General features: G+C 53.9%; 20 protein-coding genes. 9 read left to right on the top strand and 11 right to left on the bottom strand.

The window, feature by feature from the left end:
* Window positions 1-402: 402 nt before the first annotated feature.
* From PN477_RS01480 to PN477_RS01470, 3 genes are read left to right on the top strand one after another with little or no spacing between them, the layout of a single operon-like run.
* Window positions 403-1,839, top strand: a complete 1,437-nt coding sequence (locus tag PN477_RS01480) for a NupC/NupG family nucleoside CNT transporter (protein WP_272120161.1) — start codon at window positions 403-405, stop codon at window positions 1,837-1,839.
* A gap of 42 nt (window positions 1,840-1,881) precedes the next feature.
* A complete protein-coding gene (locus PN477_RS01475) occupies window positions 1,882-2,697 on the top strand; it encodes a hypothetical protein (protein WP_272120160.1) in 816 nt (271 codons plus the stop codon).
* Between the two features lie 4 nt (window positions 2,698-2,701).
* The gene (locus tag PN477_RS01470) at window positions 2,702-3,319 is read left to right on the top strand and encodes a DUF3318 domain-containing protein (protein ID WP_272120159.1); all 618 of its coding nucleotides are present in this window, start codon (window positions 2,702-2,704) and stop codon (window positions 3,317-3,319) included.
* A 136-nt stretch (window positions 3,320-3,455) separates the two neighbouring features.
* Here PN477_RS01470 and PN477_RS01465 read toward each other — a convergent pair whose 3' ends face one another.
* A complete protein-coding gene (locus tag PN477_RS01465; RefSeq protein WP_272120158.1) occupies window positions 3,456-5,549 on the bottom strand; it encodes a protein phosphatase 2C domain-containing protein in 2,094 nt (697 codons plus the stop codon).
* Between the two features lie 240 nt (window positions 5,550-5,789).
* On the opposite strand from PN477_RS01465, the gene PN477_RS01460 reads away from it, so the two are divergent.
* Both PN477_RS01460 and PN477_RS01455 read left to right on the top strand, forming a co-directional pair.
* Entirely contained in the window at window positions 5,790-6,173 is a 384-nt protein-coding gene (locus PN477_RS01460) for an NfeD family protein (RefSeq protein WP_272120157.1), read from the top strand.
* Window positions 6,174-6,225: 52 nt separating this feature from the next.
* Entirely contained in the window at window positions 6,226-7,176 is a 951-nt protein-coding gene (locus tag PN477_RS01455) for an SPFH domain-containing protein (protein ID WP_272120156.1), read from the top strand.
* Window positions 7,177-7,371: 195 nt separating this feature from the next.
* Here the strand turns inward: PN477_RS01455 and PN477_RS01450 are convergent, their stop codons facing one another.
* The 5 genes from PN477_RS01450 to recF all read right to left on the bottom strand — a co-directional run bounded on the left by PN477_RS01450 (window position 7,372) and on the right by recF (window position 15,895).
* Complete coding sequence (locus PN477_RS01450; protein ID WP_272120155.1) at window positions 7,372-8,889, bottom strand: HAMP domain-containing methyl-accepting chemotaxis protein; 1,518 nt, start codon at window positions 8,887-8,889, stop codon at window positions 7,372-7,374.
* 39 nt (window positions 8,890-8,928) lie between these two features.
* Window positions 8,929-10,041, bottom strand: coding sequence for a chemotaxis protein CheW (locus tag PN477_RS01445; RefSeq protein ID WP_272120154.1), 1,113 nt, complete (start codon window positions 10,039-10,041; stop codon window positions 8,929-8,931).
* A 45-nt stretch (window positions 10,042-10,086) separates the two neighbouring features.
* Entirely contained in the window at window positions 10,087-11,529 is a 1,443-nt protein-coding gene (locus tag PN477_RS01440; protein ID WP_272120153.1) for a CheR family methyltransferase, read from the bottom strand.
* A 116-nt stretch (window positions 11,530-11,645) separates the two neighbouring features.
* The gene (locus tag PN477_RS01435) at window positions 11,646-14,051 is read right to left on the bottom strand and encodes an ATP-binding protein (protein WP_272146909.1); all 2,406 of its coding nucleotides are present in this window, start codon (window positions 14,049-14,051) and stop codon (window positions 11,646-11,648) included.
* A gap of 722 nt (window positions 14,052-14,773) precedes the next feature.
* On the bottom strand, window positions 14,774-15,895 hold the full coding sequence (gene recF / locus PN477_RS01430) for a DNA replication/repair protein RecF (RefSeq protein WP_417158724.1): 1,122 nt from the start codon (window positions 15,893-15,895) through the stop codon (window positions 14,774-14,776).
* 208 nt (window positions 15,896-16,103) lie between these two features.
* Here recF and PN477_RS01425 point away from each other — a divergent pair, with 208 nt between their 5' ends.
* From PN477_RS01425 to PN477_RS01415, 3 genes are all read left to right on the top strand, one after another.
* Window positions 16,104-17,177, top strand: coding sequence for a ligand-binding sensor domain-containing protein (locus PN477_RS01425; RefSeq protein ID WP_272120150.1), 1,074 nt, complete (start codon window positions 16,104-16,106; stop codon window positions 17,175-17,177).
* A 200-nt stretch (window positions 17,178-17,377) separates the two neighbouring features.
* Window positions 17,378-18,322 carry a glycosyltransferase family 2 protein gene (locus tag PN477_RS01420; RefSeq protein WP_272120149.1) on the top strand — a complete coding sequence of 315 codons (945 nt, stop codon included), beginning with the start codon at window positions 17,378-17,380 and terminating at the stop codon, window positions 18,320-18,322.
* Between the two features lie 232 nt (window positions 18,323-18,554).
* Complete coding sequence (locus PN477_RS01415; protein WP_072620873.1) at window positions 18,555-19,289, top strand: cobyrinic acid a,c-diamide synthase; 735 nt, start codon at window positions 18,555-18,557, stop codon at window positions 19,287-19,289.
* Window positions 19,290-19,372: 83 nt separating this feature from the next.
* On the opposite strand, the gene PN477_RS01410 is transcribed toward PN477_RS01415, so the two are convergent.
* The 3 genes from PN477_RS01410 to PN477_RS01400 are packed head-to-tail and all read right to left on the bottom strand — an operon-like array spanning window position 19,373 to window position 22,168.
* Window positions 19,373-19,912, bottom strand: coding sequence for a type II toxin-antitoxin system VapC family toxin (locus tag PN477_RS01410; protein ID WP_272120146.1), 540 nt, complete (start codon window positions 19,910-19,912; stop codon window positions 19,373-19,375).
* Window positions 19,905-20,714: a hypothetical protein gene (locus PN477_RS01405; RefSeq protein ID WP_272120144.1), complete on the bottom strand. Its 810-nt coding sequence runs from the start codon at window positions 20,712-20,714 to the stop codon at window positions 19,905-19,907. The genes PN477_RS01410 and PN477_RS01405 overlap by 8 nt, the downstream gene beginning before the upstream one ends.
* Before the next feature lie 56 nt (window positions 20,715-20,770).
* A complete protein-coding gene (locus PN477_RS01400) occupies window positions 20,771-22,168 on the bottom strand; it encodes a 16S rRNA (cytosine(967)-C(5))-methyltransferase (protein ID WP_272120142.1) in 1,398 nt (465 codons plus the stop codon).
* Between the two features lie 138 nt (window positions 22,169-22,306).
* Here PN477_RS01400 and PN477_RS01395 point away from each other — a divergent pair, with 138 nt between their 5' ends.
* Window positions 22,307-23,068, top strand: a complete 762-nt coding sequence (locus PN477_RS01395) for a glucosamine-6-phosphate deaminase (RefSeq protein WP_272120140.1) — start codon at window positions 22,307-22,309, stop codon at window positions 23,066-23,068.
* A gap of 111 nt (window positions 23,069-23,179) precedes the next feature.
* Here the strand turns inward: PN477_RS01395 and PN477_RS01390 are convergent, their stop codons facing one another.
* Together PN477_RS01390 and PN477_RS01385 are read right to left on the bottom strand one after the other, a co-directional pair.
* Window positions 23,180-23,623: an aspartyl protease family protein gene (locus PN477_RS01390; protein ID WP_272120138.1), complete on the bottom strand. Its 444-nt coding sequence runs from the start codon at window positions 23,621-23,623 to the stop codon at window positions 23,180-23,182.
* Window positions 23,624-23,826: 203 nt separating this feature from the next.
* The gene (locus tag PN477_RS01385) at window positions 23,827-26,628 is read right to left on the bottom strand and encodes a S8 family serine peptidase (RefSeq protein ID WP_272120136.1); all 2,802 of its coding nucleotides are present in this window, start codon (window positions 26,626-26,628) and stop codon (window positions 23,827-23,829) included.
* Window positions 26,629-26,652: the final 24 nt, after the last annotated feature.

Genomic DNA, 26,652 nt, shown 5'->3' with positions numbered 1-26,652 from the left:
TGGGGTTGCTGTAAATCAGGCTCGTTAATTGGTGTTTTTCACGGTTGGCAGGTTTGAGGATTGCTCGAAAGAGATACGGTGCTTAAAGGTCAGTCGCTGAATTAAGAATCTTCGTGCGTTTACGCCGGAGAGTGTCAACAGGTTTATCTGGGGGCGGTGCGATCGCAGCCCATCGCTCTAGGTCAGGAATCAGGATCAAGAACCGCAGGAAATGAGCAGGGAAAGTGTCCTGTTTTCCCCGGTTCTAGGGTGAAAATGGGCAGGGAATGCAACAGATTCCTACGTCTCGTGCTCAGATTTCTCAAATCGTACTATGATCCCCCTTGAGTCATGTGGTGGAGACCATAGTTGATTGTCAAACTCCCCCTGACCGATGCCCATTTCCTAGCAGGATAGACAACTGTGAACCTTGCACTAAATCTTCTCTCCGCCCTTGGGATTGCGATCTTTTGTGTGATCGCGTGGTTGGGGTCGGAAAACCGCCGCGTTGTGCAGTGGAATGTGATTATTTTTGGGATTGGTCTTCAGCTTCTGGTGGGGATCTTGGTCTTTGGTGGGGGCAGCACCCTGATCGAAGGCATTAACAATATCATTAACCCGATTTTGGATGCATCGGAAGCGGGAGCGAAGTTCCTGTTTGGTGGCCCTAACTCATTACTCGCCACTGACCCGAATCCAGTAGCCGGGCCGGGGCCCGCAGCGCGGTGGATTGCGCGGGCGGTGGGCAATGGCTATGTGCCGGTTCCGGGCGATCGCCTCGGCCCGGATCAGCTTAATCCGGGTTTTACCTACGTGTTGGCGTTCCGCGCCCTGCCGCAGATTATTTTCTTCGCGGCCTTGGTGGGGCTGCTCTACCGGATGAATGTGATTCAGCCGATTGTGAAGGTGTTTGCGATCGTTTTCCAGCGCACGATGAAGATTAGCGGCGCGGAATCCCTTTCCGGGGCGGCGAATATTTTTGTGGGCATTGAATCCGCGATCGCCGTCAAACCCTTTTTACCAAAAATGACCCGCAGTGAACTCTGCGCCATCCTCACCAGTTGTTTTGGTTCGATCGCCTCCTCTGTATTGGGGCTTTACGCCGGGTTTCTCCGGGGCAGCTTCCCCGACATTGCCGGGCATTTAGTTTCGGCCTCGATTCTGACCATTCCCGCTTGCTTTGTGATTTCCAAATTGCTCGTTCCCGAAACCGGAGAGCCGGAAACCATGGGACATATTCCCGACGAAGAAGTAGACGAAACCCAGAAGAAGCCCAGCTATATGGATAGCTTGATCGTCGGAGCCTTAGATGGCGTGAAGATGGCCGTCGGGATTGCGGCGGTGTTGATCGCCATTTTGGGGGTAATTGCCCTCTTCAATGCGCCGTTTAATCAATTGGCGATCTGGCTAGGGGCATCAGGAGACGACTCCCTGATCGGTCAATTTTTTGCCCAACCCCTGCGCAATTTAATGGGGATGCTCTTCTTGCCCTTAACCTTTCTGACGGGGGTGGCGCTGGATTGGCAAAACCTCTGGGCGGCTTCGCTGTTGATTGGTCAACGCTTGTTTGAAACGAGCATCCCGCCGTATTTAGCCTTAAATGGTCTCTCCATGTCGGGCGTAATTAGCGATCGCACCCTCTTAATTGTCAGTTATGTCCTCTGCGGATTCGCCCACCTCGCCTCCTACGGCATCTTTGTTGGTGGCCTCTCCTCCCTCGTTCCAGAGCGGCGATCGGAAATTTCCGAACTGGGGTTTAAAGCCCTCTGGGGAGCCACCCTCGCCACGTTGATGACGGGAGCCGTGGCCGGTCTCTTCTTCGGCCTTCTCGGCGATCCCACCAACATCATCGGTAGCTAACCCTCCACTAAACCCCCCTTCGCCCCTTAAAAAACAGCACCCATGAAACGCAGCACCCAATGGTTTATCGGCTTAGTTGGCTTGACCGCCGCCCTCTTAATCAGTTGGCAGTGGCAACCCTCCCTCTGGCGACCGGCCGCCTATGCCCAAGCCCCCACCCCGGCGGCCAGCCCCGCCCCAACTCCAGCGGCTAGCCCTGTGCCCAATCCCGCCGCGAGTCCCACGCCGGCGACGCTGCCCACCCCAGCCGCCAGTCCTGCCCCGACTCCAGCGGCCAGCCCTGTGCCCAATCCGGCTGCGAGTCCGGTTCCCAATCCCGCCGCAACGCCTGAAGCACCGGAATCCGTAGCACCCGCGGCCCCAGCGTTGCCCGTCGCCCCGACCCCCTATCAAGAACCAGAGCAAGGCTTTCAAGTGGGCGTGCTTCAGGGCTACAGCCAAAGCAGCGTCGCGGGCGTGACTGTGTTTGAATCGCCTGCGGTGACGGATGAGAATGGTGAGGTTGTTATGCCTGCGGGCCTGTTGGCCTACACGGTGGCGGTGCGGCCGCGAGCCACGGAAGCAGCATTAAATACTGGCAGTTTGGCGCAGGTGGCCATTGATACCTTTCGAGCCGGGGAAGGGTTTGCCGCTGGAGCATTTGTGCCGGTGGATGACCAAACGGCCCGACTGCCCTGGACGGGAGCATTGGGCAGTGGGGGCAGGGGTACGCCGATGCAGGGGGTGATGGTGGCCCGTCAATTACCGGGACGGGTGGTGATTTTGATGGTGGCGGCTACGGATGCGGCGGCGGATCAGGTGGAGGCGGTGGTGACCACCTTAACGCCGACGTTGACCATGGTGGACGCGGCGGGGTGATGGCGTGAGGAAACGACGCGGTGGGGGGCCACAACCAGCGAGCACTGCGCCCCACATTCAAGACGAGATTCGCCGCTTACGGGAGTTAATGCCCGCATCGGGTCGGATGTTGATCACGATCGCAGCCGCACCACAGCAGCCTGAAGCGATCGCGGCTCCCTTTCCCTCTCCCTGGCGGCGCGATCGCTTCAGGATCACCCTCAACTTTGCCCGGTGGCTGCCCCTTCCCCAAGCCCAGCGGGATTTGCTGTTGTTGCGGGCGGTGACGTGGCAACTCCAGGGACGCGGGGTTCAAGTCAAAGGGATTCATGGCCTCGTGGCCTTGGGGGTGGTGGGCACGGGGTTTGAATGGGTGCAGCACAATGCGGTCGGGGTGGTGGTGGCGGGGGGATTAACGGCGATCGCCCTGCGGCGAGCCTGGCGAGACTACCACGGCCCGGAGCGTGACCTGGATGCGGATGCGGCGGCGCTGCAAGTGGCGGAACGGCGCGGCTATTCTCTCCCGGCGGCGGCAGAACATTTGTACCTAGGGCTTGAAGCGATCGCCGCTCCCCATCCCAACGGTATCGAACTGCTCCGCATCCAAACCTTGCGAGCGATCGCCCACCGCCCACCAATCTAGTGTCACAGCACAGCTTGATTGGTGGGTTACGGCGGATTGCTGGATTTTAGTGATGGCAGGGATTTTGTCCGCCTAACCCACCCTACAATAAAGCACCATTTTAGCTGTGCCATGTTACTAGCGATCGCCGCAATACTTATTCCTCCGATTCCACCGGAGCGGGGGGCGTTGGCTCCACCGTGCGATTAAATTGTCCCTGCATTACCATCACGATCACCGTAATCACCACCACCACGATCGCCACCCCACTCGTCCACAGCAGCAATTGGCGCGAGGGTCGCGGGATTGGTCGTGTCGATGAAGCCGAGGCCGTGCCAGCCTCTCCCTCGTAATCATCCACATCCTCAAAAAAGGCATCGGAGACTTCTAAGTTGGGATCAATCTCGTCATCTTGGCGAGGTTCTGGGGGCGGGGAGGCAAAGGGATAATGAGGGGAGGGTGACGGCGAAGCGGCCACGGGGGGCGGTTCAGGGGAATGCTCGTCAGGCATGGCCGCAGGCGGGGCAGGTTCATCAAGGGCCGCCCTCAGTTCTTCAATCGAATTGAATGAATCGCCCGCAGCCTGGAGATCATGAACGAACGCATCAGGTGGCACAGGTTCGGCCGGATGCTCGGTTTCACCCTCAGTGACACTGTGGGGGGGAATCTCCCAGGCGGCTGGGTTGAGTTCAGCGGGAAAATCGGGGGCTGGGGTTGCGGGGCTGGGGTCAGGATCGGGGGCGATCGCTTCCGACTCCGTCACCCGATAGAGCGCCGCCACCACGGTGACATTATCGTGACCGTTGCGCTGTCGCCCCAATTGCAGCCAAAAGTCCACGGCGGCCTTGAGGCTCATTTCCCCCTGTAACACCGCTGGCACCACATCGCGCCAACAGCGTTCCACCAGACGGCGATCGCTCAACCCATCGGAACAGAGCAGCAAAATCCCATCTTCATCAATCAAAAATCGTTGAATCGTCGGGTGAATCTTGTCCGCCGGACGGGTTCCCAGGGCTTGGGTGAGCGCCCCCGCATCGGGCCGATGCCAGGCCTCCACGGGAAAACTCCGCCCTAAGCGAATCTCGCGCCCGGCAATATCATCATCCACCGTCAGACAATGACAGGCCTGCTCGGTGATCCAATAGGCGCGACTATCCCCCACATGGGCGAGATAGAGTTCATGGCTCGTGCCGCGTCGGTCGGGGGTGTCGATCTGTTGGGGCAGTTGCAGGGCGAGGGTGAGGGTGGTGGCCATGCGTTGGCGGGCTGCTCGACCTTGCTGATCATTGCGGCTACAGATCACATTATTGGCAATGCGAATCAGGGTGGTGAGTTGATCCGCCACCACATCGGGGGCCATGATTTCGGGGTCTTCCACAATTTCCTGAAGCAGGGCTTGCACCTGGAGGCGGAGGGATTGGACGGCCATTTGACTGGCGATCGCACCCCCATCATGGCCACCAATCCCATCACAGACCAGCAAGAGATGATCATGATTGCGCCCTTTAATCTCCCCAGCGGTGGGATAGTAGCGGTCTTCATTGATGCGATCGGGAGCACCGGGATCGGTGGCGCTGGCCACCTGGATCGAGAGGGGAAGTTCTGCCGCCTGTTCGATCAGGAGTTGATTGAGGGCGGTTTGAGCGACAGGCAGGGAGGGATTGGGCTGGGCGAGGATGGTGAAAATATTTTCGAGGGGAGGTGCGATCGCCGCCTGGGCCGTCGTCAGCAGCGTTGACCAAGCCTCGGCCCAATCCCCCAGGGTGGCCGCTTTGGGAATCAACCCCTGAAGCCGCAGTCGTCCCCCCTCCACACAAAGATTATCCAAATCCACTAAACTCGCTGCCACCCCCTGCGCCGCCAAAGCCGGCCACAAAGATAACGCCTGCCACACCCATTCGCCTTGGCGCAAGGGGTGAGCCGTGGGCCAAGCACTGCGCAAACTCGGCAACGGTTGGCCGTGGCGATCGATCGGGCCATGGTGGAGCAAGAGCACCGTTTGGCCGCCCACTTGACAGGTTCCGTAGACCTCCGGTAAGTAGAGACGCAGGGGATGCAGCTTCAGGTAGGGCAGCACCGAAGCGGGGATCGGGTCGGGCAAGGTGGGGCGTTGTTCGGGGTAAATATCTTGCCAAATATGGGGCAGGATGACCTTATACCGTCCTTCGACTACATTGGGGGCGGTGAGCTTGCCAGCCACTGGCCCCACTGCCCAGAGATAGGGATGGGGAGAAAGCGATGAACGGGTCATAGGGGACGCTGAGATCACGAAAGATAATGAAAGATTAAATGACACCGAAGGTGCCGGAAACAGTGGCTAAGATGGAAAGCACAAACTCCACGATCGCTGTACTCAAATTAGCTTGCCCTAATCATTGGGTCTTGTCTAGCTACGGTGGCTTGGAATGATGAGGCGATCGCAACGTGACATTTTCAACTGATGTTTAGTCTGACTCTGCTTTGGTTACTAGCTGGGGCAATTTTATGTCTGATGGAACTGTTTTTTCCGACGGCATTTATCGAATTCATGATGGGGGTGGCGGCCCTGTTGGTGGGGGTGATGTCCCTGGTGGTGCCGGTGTTTGGCCTCCAAATCTTGACGTGGCTGGCATTGACCACGGTGGGGATTTTGCTTTCCCGGCGGATGTTCACCCCGAAACAGCGATCGCGCCTGGTGCTCGAAGAGTCTCGCGACGGCCGCACCCTCACGGAAATCCCCCCCGGTGAAGCCGGACGGGTGCTGTGTGACGGGAACTCTTGGCAAGCACGGTGTGAAGATGAGGCGATCGCCATTCCTCCTAACACCAAAGTCTTCATCCTCCGACGGGAAGGCAACACCCTGATCATCCTGCCCACGTCCGCGATTCAACCCTAATGCGGTGTAGTTTACCCGCAAATACCCCTAATTTTTGAGAGGCTTGACCTGAATGCCCACCTTCCTTTTACTCCTAACCCTTGCCCTTGGCGGCTCCACCATCGCGGGGTCTGTGCGCATTGTCAACGAAAAACACGAAGCCCTAGTGGAAAGCCTAGGAAGTTACAAACGCAAACTCACCCCCGGCCTCAACCTGATGATGCCCTTCATCGACAAAGTGGTGTACCAAGAAACCACCCGCGAAAAAGTACTCGACATCCCCCCCCAATCCTGCATCACCAAAGACAATGTTGCCATCAGCGCCGATGCCGTCGTCTATTGGAAAATCGTTGATATGGAAAAAGCCTACTATCGCGTTGAAAATCTCCACAAAGCGATGGCAAACCTGGTTTTGACCCAAATTCGGTCGGAAATGGGCAAACTCGAACTTGATCAAACCTTCACCGCCCGCACCGAAATCAATGAACTCCTGCTGCGGGAATTGGACATTTCCACCGATCCCTGGGGTGTGAAGGTGTTGCGGGTGGAACTGCGGGACATTACCCCCTCAAAAGCGGTGCAAGATTCGATGGAATTGCAGATGGCCGCCGAACGTCGGAAGCGGGCTTCGGTGCTGACTTCAGAAGGCGATCGCGATGCCGCCGTTAACTCCGCCCAAGGGAAAGCCGAAGCCCTCCTCCTCGATGCCGAAGCCCAGAAAAAAGCCGCCGTCCTCAACGCCGAGGCCGATGCCCAAAAAGAAGTCCTCAAGGCCCAAGCCACCGCCAAAGCCATGGACATCATTATCGCCAAGCTGCGCAGCGACCCCAACGCCCGCGATGCCCTGCAATTCATCCTCGCCCAAGACTACCTCACCATGGGTAAAATCGTCGGCAGCAGCGAAAGCAGCAAAATCATGTTCATGGACCCCAGCAGTATGGTGTCTACCATTGAAGGCATGCGGGCGGTGATGGGAGAACATCCCCAGGAGGCGAAGGGCAACGCCATGGAACAATGGTCATAATTCCAGCCCGGTCTAAGAGGCTGTTTGAAAAGTTAAACTCAGATCCAAATCATGAGCCTCACTCAATGGAAACAAGGGGCTTAAGCCCCTTGCCTCTCTATTCAAGACACTTTTTAAACACCCTCTAAGCTGCGATTCCAACCGATCTCATGATCAAAAGCCCGCTCCTCGGAGCGGGCTTTTGGCAGAGGATGGCTAAACCATTTCTTTGAGGAGTTGAGCGGCTTGCTTGAGTTGCTCGGTGCCGGTTTTGGTTTGGCGGATACCGTTGGCGGTTTCTTTCGCCCCTTGGTTGATGCTGTTCATCGCCTGGACGACCTGTGCGATCGCGGTGGACTGTTGTTTGATGTTGAGGGAGATTTGCTGATTGTTGAGCACGACGTTATTGACGGCATCGGCGACCCCGGCAAAGGCATCGGCGGTTTTTTGGGTGCTTTGGACGCTGATTTCGACGGTTTTCGTGCCTTCGTCGGTGACCATGACGGTGGAGTTGATCGCGTGTTGAATGTCGGTGACGAGGTCGTTGATTTTTTGGGCCGATTGTTTACTTTGGTCGGCGAGTTTGCGGATTTCTGAGGCGACGACGGAGAAGCCTTTACCATGTTCGCCGGCGCGGACGGCTTCGACGGCGGCGTTGAGGGCGAGCATGTTGGTTTGGTTGGCGAGGTCGGAGACGAGTTGGGAGATGTTGCCGATTTGGCCGGTTTGTTCGCTGAGGTGGAGGATTTGTTCAGCGATCGCACTCACCTTATCCCGCAGCACCGTAATCCCCGCTAAGGTTTGATCCACCGCCTGGGTTCCCCCATCACTGAGATGAAGAGCACGTTGGGCGGCATCGGTGGCGGCTTCGGCCTGTTGCGAGGATTGCCGCGACGATGCCCCTAATTCATCCATGGTGGTGGTGGTTTCGCTCACCGATGCCGCCTGTTGACTGGCGGTGCGTTCCTGTTGCTCCACGGTGGAGGCAATTTCCGTGGTGGAGGAGGCGAGACTATTCGCCGCGTCATTCAGCCGTTTGGTAATGTTGTAGATGATCCAACTCGAAGCAGCAATGGCAATGGCGATGGAGAGGGCTGCCGAACCAATAACCACGGCGACTAATACATTCAACGTATCCCGTTGACCCTGAAGGGTCTCGTCTACTAACTCCATTTCTCGCTGTTTCAGCACCTCAATGGCTTCCGTTAAATTGGTAATCTGCTCCCGGCCTCGGTTTTGTTGCCAAAAGGCGATGGATGCCTCACGGTCATTTTGGTTAATGACCGTCCAAATTCGTTCATTGATCTGTTTATACTCATCCATTTGCTGCCGCAGCTTGATCAGATTATTCTCTTGCTCTGGATCAATGAGGAGGATTTCCAATTCATCTAAAATGTTATCGACATCCTGAAAGGCTTGATTGTAGGTACGAAGGGATTCCTGATCTGCATCTAGAATGCCGCCTCGGATCGTTCGGGACATAATCTGGACATTGACCGCCAGATTCCCAATTTCTTCAGACACCTGGACGCGACGGGTAATCGATTGCTCCCCAGAACGTACCATCTGAGCATTAAAAAATACAGCGATCGCAGACAGAATCGAAAGGCCAATGGGAATGGCATAGCCCCCAATAATCCAGGTGCGCACTTTAAAACCGCTTAACTGTTTTTGAAAGGCTGTGGCGTTGTTGATTGTAGACATGGTTTCTTGGGCGTGATAAGGCGTTTTCATGGGAACCTCTGGGGTAACAGATGGGGGGGTGACGGGACGTTAAAGAATGCTGTCGTCCACCATCAGTTGCCCTTGGTGTAATAGTTTTGGGAGAGACAGAATACTCATCATTGCGTCGTGATAGTCGGTTTCGCCCTGGAGATATTCATCGGTGATGCCGTGGATGGCGGTGGGAACCGGCGAAATTTTCTTGGGGTTCAGCAGCACCACATCGAGAATTTCCGTCACCACGACCCCCACCACGAGGCCATCACAGTCCACAATCATGGCCTGACGTTGGCCGGTGGTGGCGATCGCAGGCAAGGCGAGAAACGAGGTGATGTCGATCAAGGTGACAATTTCACCCCGGAGATTGACATTGCCGACAATATGGGGCGGACAGCAGGGAATCGGCGTGATCCGGCCAATATCAGTAAATTCCCGCACATGGGCCAAATCAATCCCAAAGAGTTCTGGCCCTAAGCGCACCACGGCGAGGGAGGCCATGCCCTGATTGTCTTGGTTATCGGGGGGGTGGCGCAGGTGTTCGGCGCGATCGCGGAAAATCTTGCGGTCTTCGGGGCTGGCGGTGGCGCAAAAATGGCGTTGGGTTTGCAGTTGCGATTCAAGATCGCCCAAACTTTGCCGCAGGTGATCCACCCCTTCGGCGGTCAACGCAAACAAATCTTGAATGCTGTGGTGCGCCCGTTCGGGAGGATGGAGCAGGGTTTCAAGACTCAGCAGGACAATAATTTCATCGCCACTATGGGCGAGTCCGGTTTGTATGGGGGCTTGCTCCTGTTCCCACCGGTAGCGCACTTGGGCGGTAATGTCGCTGTCATGAAGCGATCGCACATTATGCACCTCGTTGACCAAAATTCCAAAACGATGGTCTTGGCTTTGCAAGACGACAATGCGATCATGGATACTATAGGGCTGGGTTTGGTAGCCCAAGCGGAGATTCACATCCATCACCGGAATCACCTCCCCGCGTAAATTCAACACCCCAATAATGTAGCGGGGCGATTCCGGCACCGGGGTTAACTCCGGCAAAAAGAAAATTTCCTCAACAAAGAGACTATCAACGCCATAAAACGTTTGATCCAGCGTAAAAATTAAATACGTGGTTTGTCCGGTGATGAGGATATCAGAAGTGGTTAAAGATTCAGGCATAACGCATCACTACACAACGGGTAGGTGTTGCAGGATTAATCACAGTCAAGACGAGGTTAGAATCCGATCAATCAGATCGGCGACAGTCAGATCACTCCGTTCATCGACTCGACTTTGGGGGGGTAATTGTTGCAGAAAAGCCAAGGCAGTTTGGCGCATTTTTTGGCCTCGATTTGAGTTGCCTTCTTGATCATAAAGTTGACTTAATTCGTAATAGGCTAAGATCGTTGTCGGCTCCAAATAAATAATTTTTTTAAACAGTTGCTTTGCTTTTTCAGTATCTCCCCTTTCTTCAAAGATTTGAGCCATCAGGTAATAAATTGAAACAGAGAGCGGTTCTAGCTCCAAGGCTTTTTCACAGGATTGGATCGCAGCGTCATATTGCCCAGAGTTGGCATCGAGTTGCGCCCGTAAAAAATAGGCAGCAAACGACTGGGGATCACGACTGAGGATCACGTCTACTTTTTTACGGGAGAGGCGATAGTTTTTCTGTTGAAAAAAGAATTCAGCTTCGGTGAGTAAGTCTTGCAGGGTGGGAATCGGAGTCGTGGGCGGGGCGGTGATCACGCTGGGGGCAGGGGGGCGAGGCAGCGGCGGCGGGGGAGTGGGATACGATCGCATCGGCAGCGGGGTCGGGTGGGGCGAGGGGCGATCGCGCCGTTGATACACCACGGATTCCGGGAATAAATGGCTTTGGAAGGCCTGGAGTTGTTGACCGTAAAGCTCCGCATGGCCCGTCATTAAATAGCCCGACGGGTTCAGGGCTTGACGAAAGGAGTCCAAGGCTATGGCAATGGCTGGGGCGGAAAAATAAATAAAAACATTGCGGCAGACAATCAAGTCCACATCACTGGGACACCATTGCTCGGTGCTGGGCTTGGCCAAATTGAACGACTCAAACCGCACCGATTGCCGGATTTGTGGATCGAGTTGGAAGCCGTCGCCACAGGGTTGAAAGTAACGGGTTTGAATGGCGGGAGCGAGCGATCGCAACGACCACAGCGGATAATATCCCTGCCGCGCCCGTGTCAACACCGTCGGATTAATATCTGTGCCAATCACCTCACACTGCCACCCCGACTCATGGGCCAACAACTGCTGCACCAAAATCGCCAGGGAATAGGGTTCTTCCCCCGTCGAACAGCCCGCACTCCAGATCCGCAACCGTCGCTCCGGCCGTTTCTGCACCATTAACCGAGGCAATAACACCTGCTCCAACAGTTGAAACTGACCCTGATCACGAAAAAAATAACTTTCAATATTCGTGAGCAATGTGATCAACGCATCCCATTCCGTTGCTCCGGCGGCTCCCACCATGGATAAGCGTTGATAATACTGGTCAGGATTCACCAGATGGAGCGCGGCCATGCGCAGCCCAATTTTCCGAGCCAGTTCACCATAGTCTTGGTCACGAATCCGAATGCCAGTCCGTTCGTTAACAAGTTGGACAAAGGGATAAAGCCAATGATCGGGGAGCGTAAACTGCATGAACGCCATAACGCAAAACATACACAAAAAGACAGTGAAGACAAGGGAACTCTGGGGCACAGCGGGCCCTAGACGGGGGCGATCGCACCGGAAGCCCCGCCATCACAGGATGCCCCCTAGGTACTCCGAAACTCAGCAGCCGGATTAACCGGAATCCGGATTGTAAAGGTGGTTCCAGTGCCGGGGGTTGACTCACAGGTCAGGTCACCATGGTGCTTCTCCACAATAATTTGATAACTAATCGCTAAGCCTAGTCCGGTTCCTTTCCCCACCGGTTTTGTGGTGAAGAAGGGGTCAAAAATATGGCTCACGGTATCTGGCGGCATCCCTGACCCATTATCTTGCATTTGGATCATGGCGATGCCTTGGGGTTCTCCATCTTCCGTTTCCGGGGCGTGGGGGTCAGGGATAAACTGAGTGCGGATCGTGATTTGGCGAGGATCGGGCTGCTCGTCCATGGCATCGATCGCATTGGCGAGAATATTCATAAACACTTGATTGAGTTGGCCCGCGTAGCAGTCCACCGCCGGTAACTCACCATACTGTTTAATCACTTCGATTTCAGTGCGATCGCCCCGTGCCTTAATCCGGTTATGCAAAATCAAGAGCGTATTTTCTAACCCCTCATGGATATCAACGGGCTTCATTTCCGCTTGATCCAATCGCGAAAAATTCCGCAACGACAGAACAATCTGGCGAATCCGCTCCGCCCCAATCTGCATCGATGCCAAGGTTTTCGGCAAATCCTCAATCACAAATTCAAGATCAATTTCGTCTTCAAGCGCAGTGATTTCCTCGTTTTCCGGTAAATATTTCCGATAGGTTTCCACCAACCGCACCAAGTCGTTAACGTACTCACTGGTATAGCTCAGGTTCCCAGAAATGAAATTCACCGGGTTGTTAATTTCATGGGCAATCCCGGCGATCATCTGCCCCAAACTGGACATTTTTTCGGTTTGAATCAGTTGGGCTTGGGTGCGTTTGAGTTCTTGGAGGGTGAGTTCAATCTGTTGGGCTTGGGTTTGGGCGGCGAGGGCAGCGGCGCGGGTTTGGGCGAAGAGTTCCGCTTGGTCAATGGCGAGGGCCAATTGATCCACCACGGCTTGGAGCACTTCCACTTCTTGGTCACTCCAGTGCCGACTGTCGTGCCGTTGACTACAGGCGATCGCCCCAAGGTGATCCGACCGCGTTTTTAACGGCAACAACAACAGCGACTGAATCTCTAGATCCTGCAACAGCGCCATCAACAGATCCTGTTCAGACGGACTCAAGCTCGGAAAGGGCGGCGGCTGTTGAATATCATCAATGCGCAGAATTTTCTGTTGGCTGATTTGCTTGGCTAAAAAACTCAACTGTTCCGGGGGACAGGTGGAAATCCGCTGGCCACATTGGGCATCTTTGCCCGCCTCATGACTGACCATCAAGCTGATCGTCTCTTCCTGAGACCAACACCAGAGATAGGTGCAAGAATCCACCTTGAGCAGTTGGCGAATCTCAAACACGGCGGTGTCGAGGATGGTGTTGAGGTCGAGGGAGTTGCGGATTTGGTTGGCGAGGCGAAAGAGCAGGGCTTCCCGGCGCGAGAGGAGAGCGGTGCGGGCCCAGCAGCGATCGATGTCGATGGCGAGGCTATCGGCCAGGGAGGCGATCCCCTCATGGATAAAGGGCCGCAGGGATTGATAGGTCCAGAGGGCAACGACTCCAATCAGGCGATCGTCGAGCACCATCGGGTAACTGATCAGATGCAGTTTGGTGGGGGGACTGCTGGGGTGGTTACTCAGATTGCAGAAGACGGAGGCTTCGGGATGGTAGGCGGTGGCGATCGCCACTGCATTGGACTGGAGCGGATCACCAAAGGCCGGGAACACCACATCAATGATCGGTTTTTGGGTTCTGGCAATGGTGCCGATGATCGAATGGTCAAGGGCGAGGATGGGCGATTTAAAGAGGCGTGAGGTGAGGAGGGGGGCGCTGGTGTCGGGGTTGTAGCTGAAGCCTTGACGTTCGAGGTAGTCGCCTTGGCTGTTGTAGACCCAAATGGCGGCCACTGCGCCGTCGAGTTCGTCAATGATGGCATCGGTGCAATATTGGAGGCTGTCGCCGAGGCCGTGGGCATGGACAAGAAAGCGGCTGACGCGATTGATCAGATGGGCGAGGCGAGACTGTTCGAGGACATCGGCTTCGATCCGTTTGCGATCGCTCACATCCCGCAAATACACCAAAAGACCGGCATCATTGCGCTGCAAATTCACCACAAGCCAACAGTTGCCCACAGCGGAAAAGGCCTCAAAATGGGTCGTGCCCCCGTCGCTCATCACCCGCCGATATTCCGCCTCAAAAATCGTGCCCAACCATTGGGGAAACAGTTGCCAGAGGTTGCCATCCACGAGGCTATTGATGGGTTTGCCCAGCAGTTGGGCTGCTGCATGGTTAGCCGCCAACAACTGCCATTGCTCGTCAATGCTGAATACGGCATCGGAAGCGTTGTCAAAAAAGCTCACATTCATAACGCTCAAAACCATTACACAATTCCTCCCCAGTCGCCAATCTTCCGGACGGTCATGATTCACTCATCTTAGGTAATATCACTGGGAAAAACAGTCATTGAGTTGCGATCGCAGCGGTAAAATCGTGAGCAAGACGAGACAATCTATCTTTAAATTTTGATCCATCAAGACTAGAGAGAGCAAAACCCGAACACACTTGTAGAACGTTTGAACTGCAAATAAATGGGTTCGATCTTAGATATTAGTTGTAACCTAGGAAAAAAACGAGTGTTTAGAATCTGTCCTTTTCCATCTTAACAATCGTGACTATAGCGATCCTAAATCAATCGAAGATCTTATCTCCTCATCAACAAGGGGCTTAAGCCCCTTGCCTGTTCATGTAACAAGGGGCTTAAGCCCCTTGCCTGTTCATTTAACAAGGGGCTTAAGCCCCTTGCCTGTTCATGAATCAAATAGGATTGCTCCATGGATCAAATCATCACGAATTATTTATGTTTGCAGCATCTCCATTGTTGCGCTCTTTAACGATTGCCCAAGTTTTGAGCATGTTGCTTCGGCTGCACCCTGTCACAGTGATCAGAAAATTCAGTGTTTAACGATCATTCCAGTGATCACCGTCCCTTGAGTTTCATTATCTCGTCTGATTACCGCTCTCAGAGTAGTGTGATCCGCAAGTTGTTGTAATTCTTAAGAGATCAAACACAGGTTCGATGCCAAAGCGGGCCACAGGACAACGCTCACAGTAGGGGTGCGATCGCCCCAGCGGCCACGCGCAATTGCTGCGAGGCGGCCAACCAGCCCGCCTCAAAGGTGGCGAGATGGGTGGTGGTGATCACCGTCTGAAAGCGGTCTTGAATGGCGGTGAGGAGGTGATTTTGGCGTTGAAGATCCAATTCCGCTAAGACATCATCCAGCAAGAGTAAGGGCGGCTCCCCCACCACGGATTCAATTAAATGCAGTTCCGCCAATTTGAGGGCAAGGACGAGGGTACGCTGCTGACCTTGGGAGGCATAGAGCCGGGCGGGACTGTCGTTGATCAATAGGTCGATGTCGTCCCGGTGGGGGCCGACGACCGTTGTGCCCCGTTGCTGTTCAGCCCGCTGCTGTTGATGAATGTGGGTGAGAAAGGCGGCTTGCACCTGCTGCGGTTCATCCTCCTGCCAGGGCACATTGGGGGCGTAGTGGAGGGTCAAGGTTTCCGGTTGGCCGCTGATTTGTTGATGCCAATGCTGGGCGAGGGGGGCGAGACGCTGGAGGACGCGGGCGCGGCGACGGGTGACGCGGGAGCCGGTGGTGGCCAGTTGGGCATCCCAAAGGGCGATCGCAGCCGGCGGGACGGACGCGGATTCCCGTTTACTTTGGCGCAGGAGGGCGTTGCGTTGACGGAGCACATGGGTGTATTGCTGCAAGATATGGGCGTAAACGGGTTCGAGTTGCACTACTAAGCTATCGAGCCAACGGCGGCGACAGTCCGGCGCACCCCGCACCAACTCTAAATCCACACAGGAGAATTGCACGGCGTTGAGGCTGCCGAGGGCATCGAGTTGGCGGCGTAGGGCTTCGTGGTTGCGGCGAATGGTGCGTCGGCCGCGATCGCGCAGGGTGATGTCGAGATCATTCGTGCCGTAGCGATGGGCAACGGTGGCCGCCACCTGAGCATCGGGAATGCCATGGCGGATCAGGTCGCGATCGCGGCTGACGCGATGGCTTTTCAAGGTGGCCAGGAGTTCGATCGCTTCGAGGAGGTTCGATTTCCCTTGGGCATTGTCACCCACAATGATGGTTTTGGGTGCTTGAAACTGGACGATCTGATCGTGATAGTTCCGAAAATTGCGTAAATGCAGGTGCTGAAGGTACATCGAAAGGAGCGATCGCTCAACAGTTTGGCCAGCAATCACTGTAGCAAATCACCCCTCCAATTACTCACCGAGCATCGCTCCCGGAATCCAGACCGCCCCATCTCCCATTGGCCCCAATCGTTACAATAGTCAAAGGTCAAGTTATGCTTGAAACCGATTGAATCATGCTTGAATCATCCCCCAACTCGCCCTTTATTGTGTAACTGAAATGATGCGCTGGTGTTGGCTGAGCCGTTGGAGTCTGTTAAGTTCTGTGTTGGTGGGTTGCTGGAGTGGCTCCCCAAGTCTTGCCCAATGGCTCCCGGAACCCGATGCGGCACTGCCTCCCTTTGCGAGTGATGCCCCCCCACCGGCTCCCCCCGGTGCTGCTGACGATCTGACCCGCCCCGACCCCTTTGACCGGGATTTTCGCGTCACGGCTTTACAGGAAGACAGCACCGGGGCGCTGTGGATTGCCTCTTGGTTGGGGTTGAGCCGGATTGATCCCAATACGGGCCGGATCTTGGCGCGGGTGGGATTGCCTAACTATCGGATGGAGTCCCTGGCGATGGATCGAGCCGGGCGGATTTGGGGCGGGACGAATAGCGGCATTGTCCGGGTTGATCCCCGCAGTAATGAAGTGACGGCCTATCAGTTTGCGCTGCCGTCGAATCGAATTTTGTCCTTGGCGGTGGATCAGCGGGGGTATCTCTGGGCGGGGGGCGATCGCGGCCTCAGCCTGATCAGCCCCGATCAAGGCTTAATGATGACCACCCTGCAAGAACTCGCCGGAGTCAGCGCCAACGCCCTCACGGTGGACACCACAGGGCAACTGTGGGTGGGAACCCTCGATGGCTTGGTACAGGTCAACACCGCCAGCGCCTACCCCATGGGGCGGATGACCAACCTCCCCGGCGGCGTGGTGCAAACCCTCGCCACGGCCCCCGATGGCCTGATCTGGGCGGGAACCCCCAACGCCCTGTTGGTGATTAACCCTCTAGAGCGGCGCATTGTGCGATCGGTGACCCCGTTTCGGGGCGAGAGCATCACCTCGATTCGGTTTTCCCGCGATCGCACCGTCTGGATCGGCACTGAAGCAGGCCTCTTCCAAGTCCAACCCGACAGCGGCGCGATTCTGGGGGAAATGCCCAGTTTGCCATCGGGTCATGTGCTCTCCCTGTCGCCGGATACGGGAAATAAAGTCTGGGTCGGGACGCGGCAGGGGTTAGCTTGGGTGAGCCAAACCACGGGACTGGTGCGGCCCCATTTAGGATTTGTGCCGCCGCCCGTGTCGCCGTTTTAGGTGCTTGCCCTCATCCCCCAACCCCTTCTCCTGTGGGAGAAGGGGAGCCATTGATTCCCCTGTAACGTCGCGGCAGTCATCCCGAACTGAGTCGAGCCTTCTCCCACAGGAAAAGGGGAGCCATTGATTCCCCTCGCCCGCCGGGAGAGGGGCTAGGGGTGAGGGAGACTGTTCTTCTGTCATTTTGTTAGGATTGCGCTATGTTTTTTTCGGTTGTCATTCCCACCTATAACCGCTTGGCGATTTTGCAGAAATGTTTGCGATCGCTCGCCCACCAAACCTTTACCCCCGATACCCCCATCCAAGGCTACGAAGTGATCGTCGTTGATGATGGCTCCACTGATGGGACAATCGATTGGATCGCCGCCCATCGCGCAGAACTCCCCTTCGTTGTCACCTATGCCCAAGACCACGCCGGCCCCGCCCAAGCCCGCAACCTTGGCGTGAAACACGCCCAAGGGGACAGGATTATTTTTATTGATAGCGATCTCGTCGTCACTCCCGCCTTTCTCCAAGCCCACGCCGACGGGTTAGCCCAGGGTCAGCGCGAATTAGGGAGCGATCGCTGTTTCACCTACGGCGCGGTGATTAATACCGCCAACTTCGACCACCCCACCGCCGAACCCTACAAAATCACCGACTTTTCCGCCGCCTACTTTGCCACCGGAAATGTAGCGATCGCCAAACAATGGCTCCTCACCGCCGGACTCTTCGACACCCAATTTCAACTCTACGGCTGGGAAGACCTCGAACTCGGCGTGCGCCTCAAACAATTGGGACTCACCCTGATTAAATGCCCCAAAGCCGTCGGCTACCATTGGCATCCCCCCTTCAGCCTCGACCAAATCCCCAACCTGATCGACAAAGAAATCCAACGGGGCCGCATGGGTGTCCTGTTTTACCGCAAACATCCCACCTGGGACGTGCGGATGATGATCCAAATGACCTGGATGCACCGCCTCCTCTGGGATATCCTCTCCCTACGCGGCTGGCTCAACGAAAAACGCATGGCCCCCCTCCTGCAATGGCTAATCGATCGCGGCAAACCTCAACTCGCCCTCGAAATCGCCCGCATTTTCCTCAACTGGTACAATATCCAAGGCCTGTACGCCGCCTACGCCGAACAATCCAGCCCCGCCCCCTAACCCCCCACTCCCCCCATCCCCAACCCTCCCCAACCCACCTAAGATTCAGCTATCTCACCATTGACGCATCCGGGGTGAGATCCCCTAGGATTACCCTAGGATTACAACAGCACTTCCCCGCGCAGCCCAACACCTCACCTCCATAGTTTCTATCCTTACCCCATGATGTGTTAACGGTGCTGCGCCAGTGCCACTCTTTCCGTGCATCTATACACCGCATCTACCAAATATCATGCTTGAGCGACTTCCCCATGAAGCCCAAAAATGGGCCGAAAAACTGCCCTGGCAAGAGCGTCGCTATCTGTTGTCGCTGTGTCATTTACTCTGTGCCGCCGCACCCGATGATCAAGCCCATTTTCTCGATCAATACACCGCCGATGGGTTAATTGCCAAAATCATCCAAGACTACGAAACCCAGGCCAAAGTGCAACGGCATTTAGAAAGTTTCCACATTCAAACCATCCTCACCAGCGACACTCTGCGCCACTATATTCGACAGTTTTACATCCATTCCGCCCAAGATGCTCGCCGCAAACCCGACAAGTTTTTAGAATCCGCCCTGCGCTTAGTGCTCAGTCCCAAGGAAAAAAATTATGTCTTGAACTATATTTTAGGATTTGAGCTAATTAAGATGATTTTTCAAATGAGTTGGTTGCAGCAGGAGCGATTTTATCTGATGCAGCATAACCAAGAGGAATTCTTTCTCACCTATGTCAAACCCATTCAGCACGCCCATCGCCTCAACGGCATTATTAACCCCAAAGATGCCAATTTATTCTTTGCCCAGCGCAACTATTTTATTAAAGAACCGAAAATTTCTGAGCGTAAGTTAGTGGAATTGGCGATGGTGACGTTTACGACGGATTTGGTGAGTAATTTGGGGTTTGCGATCGTGCGCAATATTCGCCCAGTGCCGTTTGATTATGACTTTATCTATCGCCCGGAAGAGGAAATGATTTTTACGTAATCGAATAAAGAGTAATCAAAAAGCCTTGCTATTCAAGTGGTGGAATAGTAAGATCTGATTTTAAAAAGGGAAGCCATGGAAAATTATTCCAGTCCGGGTATGATTTCATTAGAAAAAGGAATTGGTATTGTATACCCTTCCACTTTTGGTCGTTGGATAATCACAGGTTCATAATCAACATATCCAACAGATTTTGGTAGCTTCCCTTTCTTTGTCTCACCATTCCAGTAATCTTCATCCGTCGTATCAAAATAATCTACTCCATGTCGAATTGCGGTAGCTAAATGCATCGCATCAAATGGCTTAAGCTTATACTTTTGTCGTAAGAATCTAGCAATCCTAGCCATCTCTCGCTCAAATGAAATTAGTTTCAACCAGTGTGATTTATTGATGAAGTCATCCAAGAACTGATTCATTGCGTTTTCTGCTCCAGAGGGAAAGCCGTTGAGTTTAATCAATTCAACACCAATTAGTTCTGAAGTGAAAGCCTCAATGAACCCTTCAGATGCTGCTGAGATTACAGCGTTACATTCAGAAAATTTATTCTCTTCTTGATTCAAGTAACCAATAAATATGCAGGTATCCAGATAATGTTTCTTTTTTGTTGAACGATTGTTACTCAAAGTTATCTCCCTGCCTTAACCTAGCAAGCTGTTCTAATGCATCTAATGGGTGCATATATTCTTCATCACTCGGTAGAATCTTTATATCTGCCGCAGTAATATTTTTCTTATTCCCATTCAAGTCTTGACGTATTTCACCATATACATAAACATTTTCTCTCTGGGTAATCGCTTGGAGAGACTTTTGAAATAATGTTGAATTGCTTTCGTCAATAAAGCACTTGATGACTGTGTTGGTGAGGCGATCCCTCAATCCAAACCTTGCTCTTCTTTCATTGTTTAGTGTTATGAGTTTTCCCTCAACAGATCCATAGTATTTATATGTTTGTTGAGGCTCCTTGATCAAGTTATTAGATATTTTTGAAATATCAAATGATCCCCAGCCATTTGCAACAAAGCTAATCTGTGCGAAAGTATCAGGGTTAATTAACTCTACCAATTCTCTAGTTTTCTGAACTATTTTTGGAGTGAACCCATAGGGTATTTCTGAACTCAGACGAAAAGATTCAAAGCCTGATGCGAAAATCGAATTTACATCATGACTACGCTTGATAGAAATCTCATTAGACTTGGGACGACTTTCGATGGTAGTAGAGATACAATTGGGCTTAATATCTTGAATTGACCAATAGAGAGTTGGCTCACCAGTATCAGATGTCTCACGATCAATATCTTGTAATATTGACAGAAAATCCTTAAGGATTTTTATAAAATCCTCAACTGGAAAGTCCGGCCCATCTACTTTAATGGTCAGCTTATTATCTAATATTGAAACTTTTCTATTGTTGACACTGTTTGTCATGGTTACTCCCTTGGCTTCACCAAAAAATCAAGCAGATTTGGAGTTAACGATTTAGTTTACAGTATACTTCCCTGCTCGCCCTTAGTTTCTACTCTGCCTTTGTCAGGCGCGGTGAGGGCGACCATGTAGAAGCCGTCCATGTGGTGGTGTGGGGGGAAAAGGGTGATACTGCCGTCGGGGCGGGCGAAGGGGGCGAGGGGGGAATCCGGGGCAGGGGGTGCGATCGCCCAGCCGGGATGCGTTGCGAGAAACTGCGCGATTTGCTGCTCGTTTTCGGGGGGGTTGAGGGTGCAGGTGGCGTAGACGAGGCGGCCGCCGGGTTTGACCCAGGTGGCGGCGTTGGCGAGGATTTGGGCTTGGAGGGGGAGCAGTTCGGCGATGGTGTTTGGGGTTTGTCGCCAGCGGATGTCGGGGTGACGGTGGAGGGTTCCGAGGCCGGAGCAGGGGACATCAACGAGGACGCGATCGCCCATGCCTTGGTATTCGGTACGGGTAGCGCTGTCGCCGAGTTCGGTTTTAATGCAGGTGAGGCCGAGGCGTTGGGCGTTTTGGGTGACTTTGCGGAGGCGGTGGGGGGTGCGATCGCAGGCCCAAATTGTCCCCAGATCCTGCATCAGTTCCGCCAAATGGGTGGTTTTCCCGCCCGGAGCCGCGCAAGCATCGATAATCGTTTCCCCCGGTTGCGGGTCAACCAACAGCGCCACCCACTGCGCCCCACTATCCTGCACCGTCCACCAGCCCGGCTTAAACCCCGGCAATTTGGGAATCGCCCCCACAGAACCCACTAGCCGCAGGGCATGGGGCAACGCGGCCACGGGTTGAGCATTGACCCCAGACGGGGCGAGGGCGGCTTGCACTGCGTCCCGATCCGAGCGTAGGGGATTGACTCGTAAATCTAACAGCGGCGTTTGGTTGAACCAATCACAGAGGGCGATCGCATCGGTCTCGCCAAACTGTTCAAACCATTGCCCTACCATCCAATCTGGGAAACTATGGAGGATCGCCGTCCGTTGCACCGGATCATCGGGAAGTGCGATCGCCTCCTCTCCCGCCTCAATCGTCCGTAAATACTGCCGCAATAGCCCATTCACCACCTTCGCCAAACGCCCTTGGCCGTTGGTTTTCGCCAACTCCACCGCCGTATCCACCGCCGCCGACGGGGGAATCTGATCCAAATACCGCAATTGGTAGAGGCCGATGTGGAGAATCGATCGCAACATTGGCGGCTGATCCTGGGCTTTTTTCGCGCCGAGATGGTCAATGATTGCATTAAGGGTGCGCTGTCGTCGCACCACACCGTAGACCAGTTCCGTGGTGAGGGCGCGATCGGCCTTGCCGAGGGTATCTTTTTTATATTTGCCGAGGGTGCGATCGAGGGCGATATCGGTATAGGCAGCGTGGCGATCGATTTGTTGGAGGGCAGTGAGGGCGAGTTGGCGGGCGTTAACAGTCATGGAGGGTTTAGAAACGGTGGGCATCGTGAATCAATGGGATTTTCAACAATAGCGGGTTTAGGAACAAGGGGGCTAATTTTCGCCTAATCTGAAGATTGGGGAGTTGCGTAATGTTGTGGGTTCAGCGGAGGAAGGATTATGAACAGGCAGAGGGTGGATCGGTTACAGGTGCAATGTTATGAGACGGCGGATCAGGTGGCGATCGCGGCCGCAACGGCGATTCGGCAGGGCATTTTAGAGGCGATCGCGACTCACGGCCAGGCCCGGATTATCTGGGCCACAGGCAATTCCCAACTGGCTTGTTTAAGCTACCTGATCAAAGATGATGAAATTCCCTGGTCTAGCGTCACCTATTTTCATTTGGATGAATATTTAGGAATTGCCGCCGATCATCCCGCCAGTTTTCGCCACTATTTAAAAACGCGCCTTGCGGATCGGGTCAATCCCGCTGCGTTTCACTATCTCGCCGGGGATTGTTTGGAACCGTTGCGGGAATGCGATCGCTACACCCAACTCCTCAACACCGCCCCCATTGACCTCTGTTGTTTAGGCATTGGCAATAACGGCCATCTCGCCTTCAATGAACCGAGCGTCGCTGATTTTAATGATCCCGCCGCCGTGAAACTGGTCAAACTGGATGCGAAAAACCGCGAACAACAATACAATCAAGGCCATTTCCCCACCCTCGCCGCCGTTCCCCACTACGCCTTCACCCTCACCCTCTCCCAAATCGCCCAAAGTCGTCGCCTCCTCTGCCTCGCCCAGGGCGATCATAAACGTGCGATCGTTCACCAACTCCTCACCGGCCCCATTGATTCCACCTGTCCCGCCACCCTTCTCCGCCGCCACCCCCACGCCACCCTCCTCCTCGACGCTAACGCCGCCCAAACCATCCCGTGACGGTGAGCGAGTCGTAGCGCGTTGGCGTTGATGGGGTTTAGGGCGCGATTGGCACAATCGTTGACTTCTGTAGGGGTGCAGCGCTTGCGCCCAATGGGGTTGCGAGAATCATCACAAAATGGTCAAATACGTGTCCATTGATGTTTCTGGTAAAACTCGTAACTGTTGATTTTTCAGGTCTAATTCAATGCCCAATGCTTCGAGGGGAATAACACCGAGTAGGGGGTCACGTCCACCGGGTAATTCTAAACATTCAAATGTGCCTTCACGTCCCAGTAAGGAAATGCGGGCATCTTGAAAAATCTTGGCTTTACTGAATCCGGTTGCTGTGGATACATCAACTTCCTTGAGCAGGTCTAGACCAAGTTGCGCGATCGCATCACTCGGCAAACATAAGGTGGTCGCCCCTGTATCCACCAGGACGTTTTCGAGGGTGAGCGATCGCACTTCTTCGGCAGGAATTAACCCTTCCTTGGCTTTGGCTTGGTCAATGCGGTTAATGATAGTTAGGGTGGTGATGATTTTGCCCATGGGCGTTTCTGTTGGGGTTGGCATGGTTTATCCTCCTGGTCACTCTACCTTGATTATGGCGAATGGGTGGCGTGATGGGTTGGGGCGGGTGCGATCGGCCCCTACGGAAATGGGTCAGGAATAATCGTAGGGGCGCAACGCTTGCGCCCAAAACCCAACAAAAAACGCACCACTGCCAGAATTTAGGGCTGTGGTGCGTTGGGGTTTATGGGGTTTGGGTGTGGAGACTACTTCGGATTAGTCCAACCATTGATCCGGTAGTCTGTTGCTGAGATAGAGCGTTCACCCGCAACGATTCCACCACTCAAGCCGTTGCCAATATCAATGTATTTAATTTCTTTCGTGCTTGAGTTATAGCTAGTCACAATTCCAACATGACCATGATTACCATCGAATTTTGGAGCGTGCTTACCAAACGAGATAACAGCACCTGATTTTGGTGGATTAGAGCCTAAACCATTAGTCGTTGTATATGAGTCAAAGTACTGAGGGAATTTACCAGCAACAACACTTGCAGTAGCATGACCATGACCATATCCACCGAGATGCTTATCTTTCTGATCTTCGGGCAAGAAAACATCTTGAACATATCGAGCAATTAAACTGACACATTCTCCTGCTGGATTCCAGCCTTGATATTGTATGTAATACCAAGCATCTAAACGATTAATTGGTTGAGTCTGTGCCTTGGCCCAGTTAACAAAAGCATCAAATTTTGGATTCGATGATTCTATTAGATCAAACGGAGTGCGAGCGCCGTCCATATTCTCCCAATCTGACCACGTACCATCACTCTTCAGGAAACGAGAATGCATCACACCACCTGGTTCTGAACCATTCTCACCACCTACATGGTATTGATACAGCTTGCCATTAAACGTCGCTAACACCGGATTATTATAAGCAGCTTCATTGCCAACATTTTCATGCTTCCAAGTTGTCCAATTTTTCCCATCCGTAGATGAGCGGGTATAAACCTTCTTGTCAAGTCCAATATGGGATTGATACAGCCGACCATTGAACGCCACCATTGCCACAGCACTGTTTGCCTTTTCATTCAGAATGTTAGGACGCTCCCATGCTGTCCAGTTCAAACCATCCGTAGAGGAGCGCGTGTAAACTTTTTGGTCAAGGCCAATATGGGACTGATAGAGCTTCCCATTCAAGGTGGTCATCGCCACCGGACGCTCTGTTTTTTCATTGGTAATGTCCGGACGCTTCCATGCTGTCCAGTTCAGACCATCTGTAGATGAGCGTGTATAAATCTTGTTATCTTTACTCACATGGGTTTGATAAAGCTTGCCATTAAGCACTGTCATGGCAACTTCATGATTTGTCCATTCATTTGTAATGTTAGGACGACTCCATGCTGTCCAGTTCACCCCGTCTGTGGAAGACCGATTATAGATCTTGTTGTCTTTACCCACATGGGTTTGATAAACAACACTATTTAAAGTTGCAACAGCAGGCTGATGGTACGTCGCTTCATTGCTCTGAGTGCCTTTTTCCCAGCTTGACCATTTCCCGGTTGCTGGATTGTAAAAGCGGGTGTAAATGCGATTATCTACACCTCGGTGGGTTTGGAAAAACCAAGAACTTGGATTGCTGGCAAGAGTGGCATTATTGTGAAACTGGTTATAGATATCTTGGAGCAGCTTCTTGAATCGTTCACTAACTGGATTGTTGAAAATATTCAAAAACCCAGTCCAAGAAATTCCTTGGGTCGAACCCGAACCCGCAGCCGTCGAATTCGCGGCCCGTTCCATAGGCGTAAACTCATCCTCGCCACTCCAAGTTAGGGGAACATACTTCAGACCCTTTTCATAGTCTTCCACCTTCGTTGCCTTTGCCAAATGCACCGCCGCCGCCACATTTAACAGCCCTGCACCCGTCTCCAGATCCGGATTCGCTACCCCCAAATCGGTGGCGGTTTGTTTCAGGATTTGGATGACTTGTTGATAACTGAGGTCGGGGTTGGCTGCCCAGACTTGGGAGGCTGCGCCGGTGACTTGGGCGGTAGCCATCGATGAGCCAAACCCTGTTTTGCCCACCACGGGATTATCCTGTGTGCCACCCTTGGCCATGATGTCTAACCCTTCGCCATAGCTGGAATAGTCAGCGCGATCGTAGCCTTGCCAGTTGGACGCATCGGGATCAAACTGCTCCGCTGCGCCGACGGTGATGATGTTATCGAACTGCTGGGACGCTTGACCCAATGCCGACATCAGCCCCGCTTGGTTCCCCGAAGCCACTGCGACGAGGATGTTATTTTGGCGGGCATATTCCAACGCGGCCGTTTCCATCGGGGTGAATTCGGTGCGGGTGGTGATGTTGCCGTCTGCGTCGATTTGGGTGAGATCCATGCTCAGGTTAACGATCGCATTCGGTTGACCCGACTCCACCGCCGCATCGACAAATTCCACCAGGGAACTCGCCCATTGGCCCGAACCCACAGAACGCCCCACCCACAGGGGCGCATCGTCATTGAGGGTATTGATCAGGCTGACGATTTGCGTGCCATGTTCGTCGCCCTCGCCATCGGTGAGGAGTGAATTATCATCGCCGTCGATGAAGTCTGAGCCGATCAAAATTTCGCCAGCATCCAAGCCGATCGCATCCACATTCACACCGGTATCAATCACCCCCACCAAGGGCTGAAACTCCCGTGCGGCTTCAAAATCGGCGGCGGTGTAGTCCACACCATCGGTGTAGGCGTTGGCGTATTCGATCAGGGCTTGACCCATGTTCTGAGTGCGCCAATCGCGCCCCTCGGCCACCATCTCATCCATGAGGGCGGTTTCAGCGGTTGCGCCGCGCACTTGGAACACAATGTCGTTATAGTCTTGGTCGGATTTCGCGAGGGTGACATCTTCAAAGGCGAAGGTGTTGCCGTCCCCTGTCACATCGGCAATCTGGCCGAATTGCATTGCACTGTCGGGGCGGGACATGGAAAAGCGGACGTTTTCGATCTTGCCATTGGCGACATCTTCGATCGAGTGATTCGAGGCGAGCTTGACATACTCCCCCACTAAACCCTACGGGCTATAGTGGGG

Source organism: Spirulina subsalsa CS-330 (assembly GCF_028330765.1).
Classification (GTDB): Bacteria; Cyanobacteriota; Cyanobacteriia; order Cyanobacteriales; family Spirulinaceae; genus Spirulina; species Spirulina subsalsa_A.
This window is presented reverse-complemented; position numbering and strand designations above follow the sequence as displayed.

Excerpts from the sequence above, each read along its gene's own strand:
- PN477_RS01475 (WP_272120160.1), top strand. The coding sequence starts at position 1,882 with ATGAAACGCAGCACCCAATGGTTTATCGGCTTAGTTGGCTTGACCGCC.
- PN477_RS01465 (WP_272120158.1), bottom strand. The coding sequence starts at position 5,549 with ATGACCCGTTCATCGCTTTCTCCCCATCCCTATCTCTGGGCAGTGGGG.
- PN477_RS01460 (WP_272120157.1), top strand. The coding sequence starts at position 5,790 with ATGGAACTGTTTTTTCCGACGGCATTTATCGAATTCATGATGGGGGTG.
- PN477_RS01455 (WP_272120156.1), top strand. The coding sequence starts at position 6,226 with ATGCCCACCTTCCTTTTACTCCTAACCCTTGCCCTTGGCGGCTCCACC.
- PN477_RS01450 (WP_272120155.1), bottom strand. The coding sequence starts at position 8,889 with ATGAAAACGCCTTATCACGCCCAAGAAACCATGTCTACAATCAACAAC.
- PN477_RS01445 (WP_272120154.1), bottom strand. The coding sequence starts at position 10,041 with ATGCCTGAATCTTTAACCACTTCTGATATCCTCATCACCGGACAAACC.
- PN477_RS01440 (WP_272120153.1), bottom strand. The coding sequence starts at position 11,529 with ATGCAGTTTACGCTCCCCGATCATTGGCTTTATCCCTTTGTCCAACTT.
- PN477_RS01435 (WP_272146909.1), bottom strand. The coding sequence starts at position 14,051 with ATGGTTTTGAGCGTTATGAATGTGAGCTTTTTTGACAACGCTTCCGAT.
- recF (WP_417158724.1), bottom strand. The coding sequence starts at position 15,895 with ATGTACCTTCAGCACCTGCATTTACGCAATTTTCGGAACTATCACGAT.
- PN477_RS01425 (WP_272120150.1), top strand. The coding sequence starts at position 16,104 with ATGATGCGCTGGTGTTGGCTGAGCCGTTGGAGTCTGTTAAGTTCTGTG.
- PN477_RS01420 (WP_272120149.1), top strand. The coding sequence starts at position 17,378 with ATGTTTTTTTCGGTTGTCATTCCCACCTATAACCGCTTGGCGATTTTG.
- PN477_RS01415 (WP_072620873.1), top strand. The coding sequence starts at position 18,555 with ATGCTTGAGCGACTTCCCCATGAAGCCCAAAAATGGGCCGAAAAACTG.
- PN477_RS01405 (WP_272120144.1), bottom strand. The coding sequence starts at position 20,714 with ATGACAAACAGTGTCAACAATAGAAAAGTTTCAATATTAGATAATAAG.
- PN477_RS01400 (WP_272120142.1), bottom strand. The coding sequence starts at position 22,168 with ATGACTGTTAACGCCCGCCAACTCGCCCTCACTGCCCTCCAACAAATC.
- PN477_RS01395 (WP_272120140.1), top strand. The coding sequence starts at position 22,307 with ATGAACAGGCAGAGGGTGGATCGGTTACAGGTGCAATGTTATGAGACG.
- PN477_RS01390 (WP_272120138.1), bottom strand. The coding sequence starts at position 23,623 with ATGCCAACCCCAACAGAAACGCCCATGGGCAAAATCATCACCACCCTA.